Source organism: Achromobacter animicus, assembly GCF_040775605.1.
Lineage (GTDB): Bacteria > Pseudomonadota > Gammaproteobacteria > Burkholderiales > Burkholderiaceae_B > Achromobacter > Achromobacter animicus.
Map to the genome: position 1 here is coordinate 4,157,560 of NZ_JAYGJK010000001.1, position 17,351 is coordinate 4,174,910.

Annotated in this window: 14 protein-coding genes; 7 read left to right on the forward strand and 7 right to left on the reverse strand. The window is 66.0% G+C overall.

The features are described from left to right. Positions 1-120: 120 nt before the first annotated feature. The 7 genes from AB3147_RS18915 to AB3147_RS18945 form a co-directional block, all read right to left on the reverse strand. Positions 121-939 carry an NAD-dependent protein deacetylase gene (locus tag AB3147_RS18915; protein ID WP_367352702.1) on the reverse strand — a complete coding sequence of 273 codons (819 nt, stop codon included), beginning with the start codon at positions 937-939 and terminating at the stop codon, positions 121-123. Positions 940-996: 57 nt separating this feature from the next. Continuing rightward, the gene (gene epsC / locus AB3147_RS18920; protein ID WP_175138044.1) at positions 997-1,944 is read right to left on the reverse strand and encodes a serine O-acetyltransferase EpsC; all 948 of its coding nucleotides are present in this window, start codon (positions 1,942-1,944) and stop codon (positions 997-999) included. A 182-nt stretch (positions 1,945-2,126) separates the two neighbouring features. Next, on the reverse strand, positions 2,127-3,191 hold the full coding sequence (gene galE, locus AB3147_RS18925; protein WP_367352703.1) for a UDP-glucose 4-epimerase GalE: 1,065 nt from the start codon (positions 3,189-3,191) through the stop codon (positions 2,127-2,129). Between the two features lie 12 nt (positions 3,192-3,203). Then, a complete protein-coding gene (gene pgi, locus AB3147_RS18930) occupies positions 3,204-4,871 on the reverse strand; it encodes a glucose-6-phosphate isomerase (RefSeq protein ID WP_218344597.1) in 1,668 nt (555 codons plus the stop codon). A 13-nt stretch (positions 4,872-4,884) separates the two neighbouring features. Then, on the reverse strand, positions 4,885-6,282 hold the full coding sequence (locus AB3147_RS18935) for a phosphomannomutase/phosphoglucomutase (protein ID WP_175126157.1): 1,398 nt from the start codon (positions 6,280-6,282) through the stop codon (positions 4,885-4,887). A gap of 21 nt (positions 6,283-6,303) precedes the next feature. Next, positions 6,304-8,565: a GNVR domain-containing protein gene (locus AB3147_RS18940; RefSeq protein ID WP_175126158.1), complete on the reverse strand. Its 2,262-nt coding sequence runs from the start codon at positions 8,563-8,565 to the stop codon at positions 6,304-6,306. Positions 8,566-8,630: 65 nt separating this feature from the next. Continuing rightward, positions 8,631-9,767 (reverse strand): polysaccharide biosynthesis/export family protein, encoded by a 1,137-nt coding sequence (locus AB3147_RS18945; RefSeq protein WP_175126159.1) that lies wholly within the window; start codon positions 9,765-9,767, stop codon positions 8,631-8,633. A 240-nt stretch (positions 9,768-10,007) separates the two neighbouring features. Here AB3147_RS18945 and AB3147_RS18950 point away from each other — a divergent pair, with 240 nt between their 5' ends. The 7 genes from AB3147_RS18950 to AB3147_RS18980 all read left to right on the forward strand — a co-directional run bounded on the left by AB3147_RS18950 (position 10,008) and on the right by AB3147_RS18980 (position 17,349). Further along, on the forward strand, positions 10,008-11,417 hold the full coding sequence (locus AB3147_RS18950) for an undecaprenyl-phosphate glucose phosphotransferase (protein ID WP_175126160.1): 1,410 nt from the start codon (positions 10,008-10,010) through the stop codon (positions 11,415-11,417). A 46-nt stretch (positions 11,418-11,463) separates the two neighbouring features. After that, entirely contained in the window at positions 11,464-11,916 is a 453-nt protein-coding gene (locus AB3147_RS18955; protein ID WP_175126173.1) for a GDP-mannose mannosyl hydrolase, read from the forward strand. Between the two features lie 5 nt (positions 11,917-11,921). Next, positions 11,922-13,352 (forward strand): mannose-1-phosphate guanylyltransferase/mannose-6-phosphate isomerase, encoded by a 1,431-nt coding sequence (locus AB3147_RS18960; protein WP_175138038.1) that lies wholly within the window; start codon positions 11,922-11,924, stop codon positions 13,350-13,352. 205 nt (positions 13,353-13,557) lie between these two features. Then, positions 13,558-13,920, forward strand: a complete 363-nt coding sequence (locus AB3147_RS18965) for a VanZ family protein (RefSeq protein WP_175138037.1) — start codon at positions 13,558-13,560, stop codon at positions 13,918-13,920. Between the two features lie 10 nt (positions 13,921-13,930). Then, entirely contained in the window at positions 13,931-15,040 is a 1,110-nt protein-coding gene (gene gmd / locus AB3147_RS18970) for a GDP-mannose 4,6-dehydratase (protein ID WP_175126163.1), read from the forward strand. A gap of 6 nt (positions 15,041-15,046) precedes the next feature. After that, positions 15,047-16,000: a GDP-L-fucose synthase family protein gene (locus AB3147_RS18975; protein WP_105239707.1), complete on the forward strand. Its 954-nt coding sequence runs from the start codon at positions 15,047-15,049 to the stop codon at positions 15,998-16,000. A 44-nt stretch (positions 16,001-16,044) separates the two neighbouring features. After that, entirely contained in the window at positions 16,045-17,349 is a 1,305-nt protein-coding gene (locus AB3147_RS18980; protein WP_224776688.1) for a lipopolysaccharide biosynthesis protein, read from the forward strand. The last annotated feature ends 2 nt before the right edge of the window (positions 17,350-17,351 follow it).

The window sequence follows — 17,351 nt, forward strand, 5'->3', positions numbered from 1 at the left end:
TAGGAGTTATCCCCAGTTCCTGTGGACAACCCTATGGAAAGGTCTGTAACCGGCCGAAAAAATCGTTGCCGGGCAAGCACTTGCTTAGACCGGTCAAAAACCGGCCGCCCCCGCTTCTTTCTAAAGCGCTTCCAGCGCCAGCGCGATGGGTCGTTCCACTTTCAGGGTCAACAGGCTGTCCGCGCGGGTGCGTCCCAGGTTGATGGCGGCAATGGGTAGCCCGGCTCGCGAGGCTGCCGTCACGAAGCGATAGCCGGAATACACCATCAGGGACGAGCCCACCACCAGCACCGCGTCGGCGCTCTCAAGGGCGGCATTGGCCCGCTCGACGCGCTCGCGCGGCACGGTCTCGCCGAAGAACACCACATCGGGCTTGACGATGCCGCCGCAGCGCGGACACGGCGGCACCGTGAACCGCGAAAAATCGTAGCCGTCCAGATCGGCGTCGCCGTCGGGCGCGTCGCTGGCTTCAAGCTGCACCCAGTCCGGGTTCAGCGCGTGCAATTTTTCCTGCCAATCGTGGCGGCCGCCGCGCCAGTCGCAGTTCATGCAGCGCACGGCATCCAGGCGTCCGTGCAGGTCCACGACATCGCGGCTGCCCGCGGCTTCGTGCAGGCCGTCCACGTTCTGCGTCACCAGAATGGCGACGTGACCGCGATCCTGCAGTCGCGCCAGCGCTAGATGCGACGCGTTCGGCCTGACGTGTCCAAAGCGGCGCCAGCCCACCATGCTGCGCGCCCAATATCGCGACCGCGAAAGCTCAGCGCCCATGAACGTTTGCAGCGTCATGGGCGGCTGGCGTTTCCATTCGCCTTCGGTGTCGCGGTAGTCCGGAATGCCGGAATCGGTGCTGACCCCGGCCCCGGTCAGGACGAAGAGCCGCGGATGGCGGTCGATGAAGCCGCGCAACGCGGCCAGCTCCGGAAGTGCAGTATCCAATCCTCGCTCCTTGCGTCCCGCCACCGCGCGGCAATCAGGCCGCGCGGCCCGCCGCGTTCATCCGCCCAGCCCGCAATCGGGCATGTCGCTGACCAGGCTGGCCTGCGTCACGTTGCTGCCGGGCGGCACGCTGCGCGTGAGCCAGACGTTGCCGCCGATGGTCGAGCCCTTGCCGATGGTGACGCGGCCCAGGATCGTGGCGCCGGCGTAGATCACGACGTCGTCCTCGATCAGGGGATGGCGGGCCAGGCCTTTCTTGAGTTCGCCGTTTTCGCCGGGCGGGAAGCGCTTGGCGCCCAGCGTGACCATCTGGTAGAGCCGAACGCGGTCGCCGATGATGGCGGTTTCGCCGATCACGACGCCCGTGCCGTGGTCAATGAAAAAGCTGCGGCCGATGGTCGCGCCCGGGTGGATGTCGATGCCGGTGTCGGCATGGGCGATCTCGGCCACGATGCGCGCCAGCATCGGCACGCCCAGCCGGTACAGCACGTTGGCGAGGCGGTGATGGATCATGGCCGCGACACCCGGATAGCACAGCAGGACCTCGTCCACGTTGTGCGCCGCCGGGTCGCCCTGGTAGGCCGCCATCACGTCCAGATCGAGCGCGGCGCGCACGGCCGGCAGCTCGGCGCCGAAACGGCGCACGATCTCGGTGGCGCGCTGCTGCGTATCCGCCTGCTGGGCCGGATCATGCCGGCCTTCGTATTGCAGCTCCAGACAGACCTGATGCAAGAGCGCATCGAGCGCGGCGCCGATGGTGTGGCCGACGTAGAAGTCTTCGACCTCTTCGCGCAAGTCGATGGGCCCCAGGCGCATGGGGAACAAGGCGCCACAGAGGTCCTTGATGATCTGGCGCAGGCTTTCCTGCGAAGGGAATTCACGCAGGCCGGCGTCGTCGCGCAGGCGGCCGCGCGGACCGCGCCACGCAACGCGCGCATCGCGCAGTCCGGACACGATGCCGTCCAGGTTCCAGTGCGCCGTGGGGAAATAGCTGGGGCCGCTCATTGCCGGACTCCGGACAGGGAGCCGGCGCGTGCGGCAGAAGGATGGATAACGAACATGGGTTTGCCTCGCTGACGATGCGAAGCCCCCCGCGCAATGCCCCGGGGAATGCTGCTTCGCAATAATTCCGTCAACTGTAACCGCTCCGGCGTATGCGCCGGAAGTCCTCCGACACGGCGTTGGGGTTATGCCGCGGCCGGGACCAACCCCGGCTCCGCCTCATACCCTTGCGGGTTGCCCTGCTGCCAGCGCCAGCCGTCCGCGCACATGGCTTCCACATCGTGCGTGCTGCGCCAGCCCAGCAGCGTCGCCGCCAGATCGGGGTTGGCCCACATGCGCTCGACGTCGCCCGCGCGCCGCGGCAGGATGCGCAGCGGGATCGTGCAGCCGTTGACGCGTTCGAACGCCCGCACCAGTTCCATGACGCTGGTGCCCTGCCCCGTGCCCAGGTTGACCGCCACGAAGCCGGGATGGCTGTCCGCATAGGTCAGCGCCTGCACGTGGCCGCGCGCCAGATCCATGACGTGCAGATAGTCGCGCACGCCGGTGCCGTCCGGCGTGTCGTAGTCGTCGCCGAAGACGCGCAGAAATGGTTGGCGCCCCACCGCCACCTGCGTGATGAACGGAAAAAGGTTGTTGGGCAGGTCGCGCGGACTCTCTCCGATCAGTCCGCTGGGATGCGCACCGATCGGATTGAAGTAGCGCAGCGTGACGGCGCTGAATGCGGGATCCGCCACGCACACGTCGCGCAGCATCTCCTCGACCATCAGCTTGGTGCGGCCGTACGGATTGGCCGGCGCCAGCGGATGGGCCTCGGTAAACGGCAGATACTGCGGTTCGCCATACACCGTTGCCGACGAACTGAAGACCAGCCGCGACACGCCCGTCTCGCGCATGGCGCGCAACAGGACAAGCGACCCCTGCACGTTGTTGTCGTAGTACTTGAGCGGGTCAGCCACCGACTCACCCACGGCCTTGCAGCCGGCCAGATGCAGCACGGACTGCACGGGCGAGCCCCGCGCCGCCGCATCCGCCAGCACGGCCGCGACCAGGCCGCGCGAGCGGATGTCGCCTTCGATCAGCGGTATCGGCGCACCGCAAAGCTGTTCAACCCGGCGAACAGCCTCTCGGCTGCCGTTGCTGAGGTTGTCCAGCACGATCGGCCGCAGGCCGGCGGCGATCATCGCCACCAGCGTATGCGTACCGATGTAGCCGGCGCCGCCCGTCACCAACACTTGCGTGTCCGGCATGTCCATGCTCCGTCAGAGGTGGGCCGTCATGCCGGGCACCCACGCATGGCGGGGACGCGGGGCCTGCGCATGGCTGCGGTAGCGGTCGATCCAGTACGACGTGGAAGCGTCATGCCCCCAGTCGACCACGCCCGCCGACACCGGCACCGCCAGCTCGCGCTCGATGCCGCTGGCCAGCCGCTTGCCCAGTTCCACGCCGTACTGGTCGAAGGGGTTGATGCCCCACACCACGCTCTGCACGAACACCTTGTGCTCGTACAGGGCCAGCAGTGCGCCCAGGCCTCGCGGATCGAGCTGACGCAGCACGATCAGCGTCGACGGCCGTCCGCCCGGATGCACCATGTGCTGCGCCAGCGACAGCGCACGCTCCTGGTTGTCGATGTGAGCGACGTCCAGCAGCGCCTGCTCCAGGCTCTTGCCGCGCATCAGCGCCTGGCGCTGCGCCAGGCAGTTGGCCAGCAGCATGCGATGCGCATCGGGGCTGTCCGCGTGCCCTTGCAGGCTGGCGATGAAGTCCACCGGCGCGCCTTCCTCGCTTTGATGCAGCCACTGGAAGAAGGTGTGCTGGCCGTCCGTGCCCGGCATGCCCCAGATGATGGGCGCCGTCGGCACGCCGACCGCGGCGCCGTCGCCGGCGACCCGCTTGCCCAGCGACTCCATTTCGAGCTGCTGCAGATAGGTCACCAGGTGCAGCAGGCGCCCGCTATAGGCCGCCACATTCAGCGAGTTGAATCCCAGCACGCTGCAATTGACCAGGCCGGCCAGTGCCAGTTGCACCGGCGCGTTGGACGCAAACGGCGTCTGCAGGAAATGCTGGTCCATGGCCTCGGCGCCCGCCCGCATCCCGATCAGCACGTCCAAGCCCACCGTCAGTGCGATCGACAGGCCGGCCACCGACCAGACGGAATAGCGTCCGCCCACCCAGTCGCACATCTTGAAGACCTGGCTGGACGGCACGCCCAGCGCGCGCGCGGCCGGCGCATTGGCGGTCACGGCCGCCAGATGGTCGGACACATCGGCCACGCCGCCCTGCTTGAGCCAGGCGATGGCGGCGCGAGCGTTGTGCAGCGTTTCCGACGTGGTAAAGGATTTGGAAGAAATGACGACCAGCGTGCGGCGCGGGTCCAGCCCGGCCACGGCGTCATGGAAGGCATGGCCGCAAATGTTGGACACGAAGCGGATCTGCCGGCGCTGCTGCGGTCCGCCGAATGCCTGCACGGCCAGGCGCGGACCCCAGTCGCTGCCGCCGATGCCAATATGCAGGACGGTGGAGAAGTCCGCCGTCTGGTCCACGCGCCGCACGAAGTCGGTCATGCGCGAATACTCGCAGACGGAATCCGCGTCCTGCCCTTCCGGCTGCTCGCGGGTGCGCCCGGCGCGCAGCGCGGTATGCCATGCCGCCCGGTTTTCAGTCCAGTTGACCGGTTCCCCGGCAAACAGCGCGCGGCGCGCCTCTTCCAAGCCGCGCGCCTGCAGCAGCGCCTGTCCCGCGCCGTCCAGCGACGCCGACTGGCGTTGCATGGTCAAGTCCACGCACAATCCTGCCGCTTCGATCACCTTGAGCGCACTGGCGTCCAGTTCAGCGTTTTGCGCAGCCTGCGCGAAAGCCACCCACTCCGGGCTGTTTGCCAGTCCGGAGTCTGCCCTTAACGCCTCAATCGCCTGTTGAGCCTTTCCCATCGCGTGATGCTCCTTAGAACGGTAAACGAATGTGAGGTGCAATGCGCCTGAACGCCTTGCGAAAATCCTCCTCGATACGAGCCAGCGCGGCCACGTTGTCTCCTTCGAACCGGAGTACCACCGTCGGTGTGGTGTTGGACGGTCGCGCAAGGCCGAAGCCATCCGCGTAGTCCACACGGATCCCGTCGAGCTCGTTGATGGACACTGCGCCGGGGAATTCCCCTTGGTCGCGCAGCGCCTGCACCAGCTCGACGCCTTCCGTGGTCTCCAGTTTCAATTCGGGGGTGGCGCAGGACTGGGGCAAGCTTTCCAGCAATGCCGAGGGGTCCGGCGCCGACGAGAGGATCTCCAGCAGGCGGGCGGCGGCGTAGATGCCGTCGTCAAAGCCGTACCAGCGCTCCTTGAAGAAAATGTGGCCGCTCATCTCCCCAGCAAGTAGCGCTCCCGACTCGCGCATCTTGGCTTTGATAAGGGAATGCCCTGTCTTCCACATGGTCGCCTTGCCGCCCGCCTCGGTGATGGCGCGGGCCACATGGCGGCTGCATTTGACGTCGTAGATGATCTCGGCGCCCGGGTTGCGCGCCAGCACGTCGCGGGCGAACAGGATCAGCTGGCGGTCCGGCCAGATGATCTGTCCCGATTTTGTGACGACGCCCAGCCGGTCGCCGTCGCCGTCGAACGCCAGTCCGACCTCGCAGTCCGAATAGCGCAGGCAGTAGATAAGGTCCTGCAGATTGTGGGGGTCGGCCGGATCGGGGTGATGCCCCGGAAAGGATCCATCCACCTCGCAGAACAGCTCCGTCACCTCGCAGCCCAGCGCCCGGAACAGCGCCGGCGCCACCGCGCCCGCAACCCCGCTGCCGCAGTCGATGGCGATCTTCATGGGCCGCGCCATGCGGATGTCGCCCACGAGGCGCGCCGCGTAGCAGGGCGTGATCTGCATCTGGGTGCGGCCGCCGGGCGTGGGCGCCGAATCGATCGGCTGGCGCATCGCGTCGCGCAGCGCGGTCAGGCCGTCGCCGTACAGCGAGCCGCCTTCCATCACGATCTTGAAGCCGTTGTGCGTGGGCGGGTTGTGGCTGCCCGTCACCGCGATGCCGGTCCCGGTGTCCATCAGCCGGGCCGTGAAATACACCATGGGCGTGGTCGCCATGCCGATGTCGATCACGTGCATGCCCGCCGAGCGCAGGCCGGCCTGCAGCGCCGCGGACAGCTCGACACTGCTCAGCCTGCCGTCGCGCCCCACCACGATCGACCGCACCCCCTGTGCGTGCGCCTTGGCGCCCACCGCCATCCCGAGGCTGTGGGCAAACCTGGCATCCAGCTCGTCCGGGACCGTTCCCCGTATGTCATAGGCCTTGAAAACCGCATCCAGAATTTGCGGCGTGTCCCAGCCAAAAGTTCCGTGCATGCCAGTTTCTCCGTGTGGCGTTCACTTGGGACCGTTCTGTTTGAAATCACCGTAGTACGCCGCACGGGAGTAGCGATAACCACCGTACTTGGACCGGAACCCGAAACGTTCCGGCAGCAGCTTGAGACCGTTGAAGACCACGCCATCGACCGGCGCGCCCGCCTGGATCAGGCGCTTGGCCGTTTCGCGGATCTCGCCGACCGTATTCATGCCCGACCGCACCACCACCATGACTGCCGCGGCATGCGTACCGACCACGGCGGCGTCCGGCGACGACAGCACGGGCGCCGTGTCCAGGATCACCATGTCGTACTGCGTGGCCAGCTCACGCAGGGTCTCGCCGAACACCGGCGAGGCCAGCAGCTCCGACGGATCGAACGTCACGGCGCCCGTGGCGATGAAGTCCACGCCTTCGGACACGCTGTGCTTGCGGACGCGGCTGAGCGGGATCGTGCCGGTCAGCACTTCGAACAGGCCATCTTCCTTCGGCACGCCGAAATAGCGGTTGAGCTGGCCCTTGCGGAAGTCGGCATCGATCAGCAGCACGCGCTTGCCGACGCCGCCCTGGATGAAGGCAAAGTTTGCAGACAGGAAGGATTTACCCACACCCGCGACCGGACCGGTGAACATGACCATGTTGTTGGCGGACTGGCGCAGCGAGGCCTGCAGCACGTTGCGGAAGGATCGCAAACTCTCGATCGGTGGCGAGTTGCCCTGGCTCTGCGCCAGGAGCGCAGGCACGGTGGCGTTCTTGCGCCGGCTGCGGCGCCACAGCTTGTCCTGCACGTCGCTGTACGGAATGGCGGCCAGCACCGGCAGGCCGGTATGGCGCTCGACGTCTTCCGGCTCCGACAGGCCGCCGAACAAGGCGTTGCGCACGAACGCGCACAGCATGGCGAAGATCAGACCGGCTGCGGTGGCCACGCCGATGATGATCGCGCCCTTCGGACGCACGGGCTTGTCAGGCTGCACGGCGGCATCCAGGATGCGCACGTTGCCCACCTTGCCGGCGCGGATCAGCTTGAGCTGCTGCGTGTTGTTCAAGAGCGCCGTGTAGAGCTCGGTGTTGACGCGCACGTCGCGCACCAGGCGCACCACGTCCTGTTCCAGATCCGGCAGTTGCTTGATGTTGTTGCCCAGGCGGTTGACGTCGCCCGTCAGCGATGCGATCTGACGGTCGATGCCCACGATGCTCGGGTGCGTCGGCGCAAAGCGCGTGATCAGTTCCTGGCGCTTCTGGCGCAGTTCCATCACGCGGGTCTGGGCGTCGACCGACTGCCCGAGGATCAGCTTCGCTTCTTCGCTCAGGTCGATCGTGCCGCGCTTGTTGCGCAGCTGGTTGTACTTGGTTTCCGCTGCATCAAGCTCGGCCTTCAGTTGCGGCAGCTGCTGCTCCAGGAACACCAGCGACTTCTCGGCCTGCGCGGACTTGCGGTTCACGTTCTGCTGCACGTATTCCTGGCCGATCTGGTTCAGCACCGCGGTGGTCAGCGCCGGATCGTTGCCCTCCAGCGTGACGCCGATGACGCCCGACGTGCGGCCGCGCTCAAAGATGCCCAAGCGCGATTGCACATCCTCGATGGCCGCCAGGCGCGAGCTGCGCGACACCGTGAACTCGGTGCCGGGACGGCCCGACAGCGCGTCGACGTGCACGTCCATCGCGCCGCCACCCGGCAACAGGAAGCGCTCGGGCTTGCCCACCGTGCCGGTGAACGTGGCGCCGGTCAGCTTGTCGCTGAGCGTGTAGCGGCCCTCGCCCAGCGTGGTCAGCCGGAACGGCTTGCCCAGCCACTCGTTGGGCACGTCCAGTTGCGAGATTGCAATGGACTCGCCGCCCCACGCATAGCCCCCGCGCGGCAGGCTGGACGGATACGGCAGGCTTTCGTAGCGCTGCGCCAGCCACTCGCCCACCACGGGGAAGTAGCGCGGCTTCGCATGGATGTAGAGCAGGAACTTGTCGACGGCGGGACCGACGACCATGCGCGAGCGCAGCACTTCCATTTCGCCCGACGTTTCCGCCTTGGTGTCGAACATGGATGAGACATCGCCCAGCAGGCTGCGCGCCTGTCCGTTCGGGAGCTCCTCCTCCACCTGCACGATGATGTCAGCCGAATAGACCGACGGCGTCACCATCACATAGGCGAGCGCGCCGAGAAACGCGAACATGGTGATCGCAATGATCATCCAGCGGTTGGAAAAAATGGCGTCCACGTGGGACGACAACGGGGTTTCCTGCTGACGGGCCGGTACTGACGGCTCGAACGATTCGATGGGCAACGACATGCAGCTCTCCAGGAGAGGGCGCCGCCGCGGTTGCGGCGCCCCCAAAGGCGGGGTTTTGAGGCGGACTAATCGATGGACCTGACGGTCTGTACGGTCTGCGCGCTCGGGAAGAGGTTGCTGATGAAGCGGTTCCACCGCACCAGGCCCGCCGAATCCACGAACACGACATCCTTGGGTTGCAATTCGAACTTGGCGCCCACCGCCAGTGCCTGCGGCGATGCGGCGTTCAGGTGATACACCAAAGGCTTTGCCTCCTCCGTGGCGCGCACGACGAAAATCTGCGAGGTGTCGGCCGTGATCTGGTTGGGCCCGCCAGCAAGACCCAATGCTTCGGTCAGCGACAAGCGTCCATCACGCATGACGGAAGCCCCGGGGATGAACACCTCACCCATCACGAACACCTTGCTATCCTCGCGCGGCGTGACTCTCACGATGTCCCCTGCCTTGAGCATGACCTGGTTCAGGTCCTGGCCGCGCTCGATCAGCGCGGGAAGGTTCACGCGAGTACGCTTGCCATCGCGGATCACATAAACCGCACTGCGGTCTCCGGTTGGCAGGATGCCTCCGGCCCTGTTGAGCGCTTCCAACAGGGTCATGGGCACATCATTGATCGCAACCGTACCCGGCGTGGTTACCTCGCCATCGACGAAGATGCGCTTGCTGCGGAATCCCAGAACGCGTACGGTGATCTGCGGGTCCTGTATGTACTTGCCCGAACTATTGACTATGAGATTGCGCGCCTGAAGTTCAGTCAACCCCGCCACTTTCAGCAGTCCCGTATACGGAAACTGGATATATCCAGCGGATGAGACCGTATAGCCCGGAATGCCCGAGGCGGTATCCCCAATAGCTAATTCCGTTGCCCCTGATCCGATGGCGTAGGTTTGCGTCGGAAGCACGAGCTCGGGGTGATCCCACACGACGATCGAGAGGATGTCTCCCGGTCCGATGAGGTAGGGCGCGGGCTTGCCGATGAGGTGACCGATGCCTTCGTTATCGATCAGCGCTTCACGTGCGCGCTGCTCTTCAAGAACGAGGGACGGCGTGATCTGTTTGATGACCGCCTTGGAGTTCGGGTCCAGCGGATCCGCGAGCTGATTGGCGTTGAACGTCATACCGGGTGATAGGGCGCAAGCGCCTAGCGAGGACACGAGCGCGATAGCGGCTATGGCTCGGCTCATCGTTCCGAAAAATGTAGTCATGGCGAATCCACTGTGAATGACTTCGTTGCCTGGAAAGGAGCCCGATGCGTAACGGGTTGCGACATTCCACACGCTTTTCCTAAGCCCGCACATTCGACGGATGCCCTAAGCCTTCTCCTACACCGTTTGGAGGTTTCGGGTGAGTTGCGCACTCAATAAGATTTTGTCGGTAGCCACATGCTTTGCGGCACTGCACAGTTTTTGCATTGCGCAAGGCGTTTCCCCGAACAGGAGTGCGCGATGGACCCGTCCCAAACGGACACGTCGGCAAGGTTCAGTGGGGCAAGCTATCTATATCGCTTGCTCGACGCCGCGATCGTCATCACCTGCGGCCTGACTGCCACCGGCTTGAAGTTCTCGGAAGATGCTTTCACGGATCCTCCGCAGATTCATTTGTTCCTGATCTATCTGTGCGGCCTGGGCGTCATAGCGCTCTTCCCGGCCTTCCGCCTGTATGTGTCGTGGCGGGGACGCCTGCTCACCGATCTGGTGGTGCGCAGCCTTGCCGCGTGGGCCACCGTGTTTGCGTTGGGCATCTTCGTCAGTTTTCTCATGCACCAGACCGGCGCGATATCCCGCTTATGGGCTGCAACCTGGTTCGGCATGACGGCGCTGGCGCTGGCCGGCGTGCGCATCGCCGTCTATGCGGTGCTGGGCGCGGCGCGCGATCGCGGCATGGACAAGAAGCGGGTGCTGCTCGTGGGCTTTGGCGCGCTGGGCCACGACATGTGGCGCCGCGTGGAAAAGTACCGCGAGGCCGGCTATCAGATATCGGGGATCTACGCCGAACCGCATGAGATCCTGCCGCCGCAAGTCCGCCGTCTGCACGACCTGGACAACCTGACCGACTTCGTTCGTGAGAACAAGGTTCGCGAGATATGGATCGTGCTGCCGATGGAAGCCGGCCAGGAGCTGCGCGAAGTGCTCTATCACCTGCGCAACGACCTGGTGGATATCCGCTGGATTCCCGATGTGATGTCCATCCAGCTGCTGGGCCATCGCATCGGCGAGTTCCTGGGACTGCCCGCGATTCAACTGAACAGCCTGCCCGCCGCCGGCGTGCGCGGCTGGGCCAAGGAAGCCTTCGATCGCAGCTTCGCGCTGTGCGCGCTGATCGGCCTGGCGCCCGTCATGCTGACCGTGGCCATGCTGATCAAGCTGACGTCGCGCGGCCCCGTGTTCTTCACGCAACCCCGCCTCGGCGTGGACGGCAAGGTGTTCCACGTCTACAAGTTCCGCACCATGACCGTGCACCAGGAGCACGGCGTGGTCACCCAGGCCACGCGCAACGACAACCGTGTCACGCGCATCGGCGGCTTCCTGCGCCGCACCAGCCTGGACGAGCTGCCGCAGTTCCTGAACGTGCTGATGGGCGACATGTCGGTGGTGGGCCCGCGCCCGCACGCGCTGGAGCACAACGAAATGTACAAGGACCTGGTGCAGCGCTACATGATGCGCCACCGCGTCAAGCCCGGCATCACCGGCTGGGCGCAGGTCAACGGCTTCCGCGGCCAGACCGACACGCTGCGCAAGATGAGCGACCGCGTCGAACACGACATCTATTACATCCAGCATTGGACGTTCAGAATGGACCTGCTGATCATCGCGCGCACCGCGATTTCGGGATGGACGGGCCGCAATGTCTACTGAACCGTTGGGATGGCCCGTGCGTGAAGCGCCGGGGCCTCGTGGCGGCATGCTTGGCCGCTCGGACTTCCGCCAGGCCGTGGAAATGCTGCCCCTGGTGTCGATCGATCTCCTGCTGCGCGATGGCGCCGGCAACTACCTGACCGGGCTGCGGGCCAATCCGCCCGCCCAGGGCGCGTGGTTCGTGCCGGGTGGCCGGATCCGCAAGAACGAGTCGCTGCGCCACGCGCTGCGCCGCATCGTCCACGACGAGCTGGGCCTGTCGTTGCCCGACCTCGAGTGGACGCCGCGCGGCGTGTACGAACACTTCTACGGCACCAATTTCGCGGGTGAGGCGGGACGCTCCACCCACTACGTCGTCCTCGCGTATGAGGCCGAGCTTTCTCTGGATACCGCAAGCCTTCCCCTGTCCCAGCACAGCGGCTATCGCTGGCTGCCGCGGGAAGTGATCGCCGCCGATCCCGGCGTGCATCCGTACACCCAGGCCTACTTCAAGGAGTGAGAGCCATGACCAACCCCCGTCCTCCGTACCGGGCAGTGATTCTTTGCGGTGGTTCAGGCTCGCGCCTGTGGCCGCTGTCGCGCGAACTGTTGCCGAAGCAGTTCATCCGTTTGACCGATGACCGCAGCCTTCTGCAGAACACCCTGCGACGGCTGGAGTCGGCGGGCGCGCAAGAGCGGCCCATCCTGGTCTGCAATGAGGCGCATCGCTACATCGCAGCGGAGCAGGCTGATGAGCTGGGCATCAAGGACGTCGAGGTCATCCTGGAGCCGTATGCGCGCAACACCGCGCCGGCCATCGCTGCCGCCACGCTGCGGGCCATGCAGGATGGGGAGGATCCCATCATGCTCATCATGCCGTCGGACCACGTGCTGGAAGACGGCGAGGTGCTCAGCGCAGCGTTTGCCCAGGCGTACGACGCGGCCCGCCAAGGCGCACTGGTGACGTTCGGCATCAAGCCGACCGCGCCGCTCAGCGGCTACGGGTACATCCAGGCGGACGAGCCCGGCGCCATGGCCCCGGCGCGCCGTGTGCGCCGGTTCGTGGAAAAACCGTCGCCCGAGGTCGCCCAGCGCTTCATCGACGACGGCGGTTACTACTGGAACAGCGGCATGTTTGCCTTCCAGGCGTCGGTCTTCCTGGCCGAGCTGGGCCGGCTGGCGCCCAAGATCCTCGCGCAGGCGCAGTCGGCCGTGGCGACGGGGCATGGCGACAACGGCCTTTTCCATCTGGACGGCCCGGCGTTCGAGGCATGCCCCAGCGATTCGATGGACTACGCCATCATGGAGCGCACCGACAGCGCGGTGGTCATCCCGCTGGCCGCCTCGTGGAGCGACGTGGGTGCGTGGGATGCCGTATGGGGCATCGCCCAGAAGTCGGTGGAAGGCAACTCCACCACGGGCGACGTCATGGTGGAGGATTCGCGCAACTGCCTCATCCATTCGACCAGCCGGCTGGTGGCCTCGGTGGGCCTGGACGACATCGTGGTCATCGAGACGGCCGACGCGGTCCTGGTGGCGCACAAGTCGCGCTCGCAGGACGTCAAGCGCCTGGTCGAGGTCTTCAAGTCGCAGCACCGCAGCGAGCTGAACCATCACCGCGAGGTCCAGCGGCCGTGGGGGTCGTACGACTCGGTCGGCCAGGGGCCGCGATACCAGGTCAAGCGCATCACCGTGAAGCCGGGCGCGCGGTTGTCGTCGCAGATGCATCACCACCGCGCCGAGCACTGGATCGTGGTGTCGGGTACGGCGCGCATCTACAACGGCGACAAGCAGTACCTGCTGACCGAGAACCAGTCGACCTACATCCCGCTGGGCGAGATCCACAGCTTGGAGAACCCGGGGAAGATTCCGCTGGAAATCATCGAGGTGCAGTCGGGGGCTTATTTGGGCGAAGACGACATCGTGCGTTTCCAGGACATCTACGGCCGTGTTTAGGGAGCCCCCACGCCGCACACGCTCCGCGCGCTTGCTGCCCCCCGAGGGGGCCGTCTTCGCCTTGGGGCGGCCCGGCGGCGAAGATAAGCCCCCACGCGGCGCACGCTCCGCGCGCTTGCTGCCCCCCGAGGGGGCCGTCTTCGCCTTGGGGCGGCCCGGCGGCGAAGAGCCTCCTCCGGAGCGGGTTCCCTTTTGGCGCCCGGGCATGGCCAAGATCTGCCTGCCCGTGGCGGCCCTCTTTTTCATCGTTCTGATCACGGTGGGCAACCTGCCCGGGCTGGCGGCGGACATGTCCGATGCCTTTGGCGACAAGCGGCTGCATCTGGCCGCCTACGCCTTCCTGACCGGGCTGATCTACGTATCGGTCAACCGGCGCCCGGCGCTGGTGGCCATGCTGGCGGTTACCGCATTGGGAGTGGTGGACGAATCCATCCAGTCCCTTTTTCCCTACCGAGAGGCTGAACTCTTAGACCTTTTGGCCGATATCTCAGCGGCTGGTGCAACAGTAATCTCTTTGCACATTGGTAACGCAGCCATCGGCTCCTTTCGTGCAGTCACTAAGTCTTAAGGACACAACCATGCCAAAACGGGCACTGATTACCGGCGTAACTGGCCAAGACGGGGCCTATCTGGCGGAGCTTCTGCTGGCCAAGGGCTATGAGGTCCACGGCATCAAGCGGCGCGCTTCGCTGTTCAACACCGCGCGGATCGACCATCTGTACCAGGACCCGCACGACCAGCCCCGCAATTTCGTCCTGCACCACGGCGACATGACGGACTCGTGCAGCCTCATCCGCATCGTCCAGTCGGTGCAGCCTGACGAGATCTACAACCTGGCCGCGCAAAGCCACGTGGGCGTCTCGTTCGAGGAACCGGAATACACGGCCAACGCCGACGGCCTGGGCACCCTGCGCCTCCTGGAAGCCATCCGCATCCTGAAGCTGGAAAACAAGTCGCGCTTCTACCAGGCGTCGACGTCCGAGCTGTACGGCCTGGTGCAGGAAACGCCGCAGAAGGAAACCACCCCCTTCTACCCGCGCAGCCCCTACGCCGCCGCCAAGCTCTACGCCTACTGGATCAGCGTGAACTACCGCGAAGCCTATGGCATGTACGCCTGCAACGGCATCCTGTTCAACCACGAATCGCCCAAGCGCGGCGAAACGTTCGTGACGCGCAAGATCACCCGCGGACTGGCGCGCATCGTGCTGGGGCTGCAGGAATGCCTGTACCTGGGCAACCTGTCCGCCCTGCGCGATTGGGGCCACGCTCGCGACTACGTCGAAATGCAGTGGCTGATGCTGCAGCAGGACACGCCCGAAGACTACGTCATCGCGACGGGCATGCAGTACAGCGTGCGCGAGTTCATCAACACCGCCGCGCGCGAACTGGGCATCCTGCTGGCGTGGGAAGGCGAAGGCCTGGAAGAGACGGCGACCGTGCTGTTCTCGCCGGTGCACGACGTCAAGGCGGGCCAGGTGATCGTGCGCGTCGATCCGCGCTACTTCCGTCCGACCGAGGTCGAAACCCTGCTGGGCGATCCGACCAAGGCCCGCGAGAAGCTCGGCTGGTCGCCCCGCACCACGTTCGCGCAGCTCGTCAAGGAAATGGTCGAGGCGGACCTGAAGGACGCGCGGCGCGATGCGCTGGTCGAACAGAACGGCTACGAAATCTACGCCTACAAGGAGTAGCCCGCCATGACGAACCTGGACCAACGCGTTTTCGTCGCCGGCCACCGCGGGATGGTGGGCGCGGCGATCACCCGCGAACTGCACCGGCGCGGCTACGAGAACGTGCTGACCCGCAGCCGCGCGGAACTGGACCTGGAAAACCAGAACCAGGTGCACCGCTTCTTTTCGACCACGCCGGTCGACGTGGTGTACCTGGCCGCCGCCAAGGTGGGCGGCATCCTGGCCAACCAGACGCATCCGGTGGATTTTCTGTACAAGAACCTGATGATCCAGTGCAACGTGATCCGCGCCGCGTATGCGGCCGGGGTGCGCAAGCTGCTGTTTCTGGGTTCGTCATGCATCTACCCGCGCGAGGCGCCGCAGCCCATCCGCGAGGACGCGCTGCTGACCGGTCCGCTGGAATCCACCAACGAACCGTACGCCATCGCCAAGATCGCCGGCCTGAAGCTGTGCGAGGCCTATCAGCGGGAGCACGGCGCGCGCTTCATCTGCGCCATGCCCACCAACCTCTACGGCCCGCACGACAACTACGACCTGCACAGCAGCCATGTGCTGCCGGCCCTGATCCGCAAGTTCCACGAGGGCCGCGAGGCCAACGCGGAAAGCGTGACGATCTGGGGCACCGGGTCGCCGCTGCGCGAGTTCCTGTACGTGGACGACCTGGCGCAGGCCAGCGTCATGCTGATGGAGCATCCGGACGCCGAGGGCATCTACAACATCGGCGCCGGCCAGGACATCTCCATCGCGGACCTGGCGCGGCTGGTGGCGCGCGTGATCGGCTACGAGGGCAAGATCGTCTACGACACCTCCAAGCCCGACGGCACGCCGCGCAAGCTGATGGACTCGTCGCGCGTGCAGGCGCTGGGCTGGCGGCCGGAGATCTCTCTGACGCATGGCATCACGCTGGCCTACGGCCATTTCCTGCGCGAGCGCACGCAACAGGCGCTGCCGGTGGCCTGACGGCCGCGCCAGCATGACAGACAGGGTTACCGATGCTTGGATTCGTGAAGAAACACATCGCCGGCAATGCCTCCTTCTGGGGGCTGGTGGAGTACGGCATCGGTCCCGTCGCGGCGCTGGTGGCGCTGCCGATCCTGTTTCGCCAGCTCGGCACGGTCGGCTTCGGCCAGTATTCGATGATCATCGCGCTGGCCGGCTTCGGCAACGCGGCCAACCTGGGCGCGGCGGTGACTGCGACCAAGCTGGTGTCCGAGAGCGCGCACGAACCCGGCGGCGCCTATCGCGCGGCCGGCGTCAGCATGTCGCTGATCGGCTGTGCGCTGGCCGTGGTGACCCTGGCTGCCGTGCTGCTGTGGGGCGTGGTGGGATTGGGCTGGCCAGAAGCCACATTCGGCGGCGTGGCGGTGACGATGCTGGCCATGCCGGCGCTCGCCATCTATCTCACGCAGCAGTATGACCAGCTCTTTTCCGGCTGCCTGAAGGGGCGCGAGGACTTTCGCGCCACCGCGCTGTGCGAGGTCTTCAGCCGCACGGGCACGATGGCGCTCGCGTGCGCGGCCGCCTGGTACACCGCCTCGCCCACGTGGACGGGACTGGCGCAGGCGCTGGGCCTCCTGATCGCGGGCAGCGTCAAGATGCGCGTGTTCTCGCGCGCCTACGACCGCTACATCGTGCGGCCCGTGCGCGATCGCGGCGCCATGATGGCCGCCTTCCGGTTCTCGCGCTGGTCGTGGCTGAACAGCCTGAGCGCGCTGGCCTTCGGCTCGGTCGACCGCGTGCTGGTCGGCAGCCTGATGGGGCCGGCGGCGCTGGCGATCTACACCGTGGGCGTGCAAGTGGGCCAGATCATCCACACCGCGTCCGTCGCCATCTTCCAGAAGGCCATGCCGCGCGTGACCCGCCTGTCGGTCTCGCCGCCCTACCCGGGCGCGGCCGAACGCGAGATCCGCCGCATGATGCTGTGGAACCTGGCGCTGTCGGCCGGCGCCACGCTGGCCGTGCTGGCGGTCAGCCGGCCGCTCTTGAACGTGCTGCTGGGCGACAACGTCGCCAGCGGCCATCTGGGCACATTCCAATTGCTGATCGTGGCGTCGGGCCTCTTGTCCCTGAACGCTGCGGCGCATTTCTCCCTGCTGGGGCTCGGCAACTCCCGCGCCGTCGCGATCCTGAACGGATTGGGCGGCCTGGCAATGCTGTGCGTCATGGCGGGACTGGTTCACGTGGCGGGGGAACACGCCGCAGCCTGGGGCCGCATGGCCTACGCGGCGATCACGCTGGCCGGCGTGGCCCTCGCCATCCGTCAATCCCGCCCCGAGTTTCCGGGCGCCATGCCTGCGGCCACCCGATAACC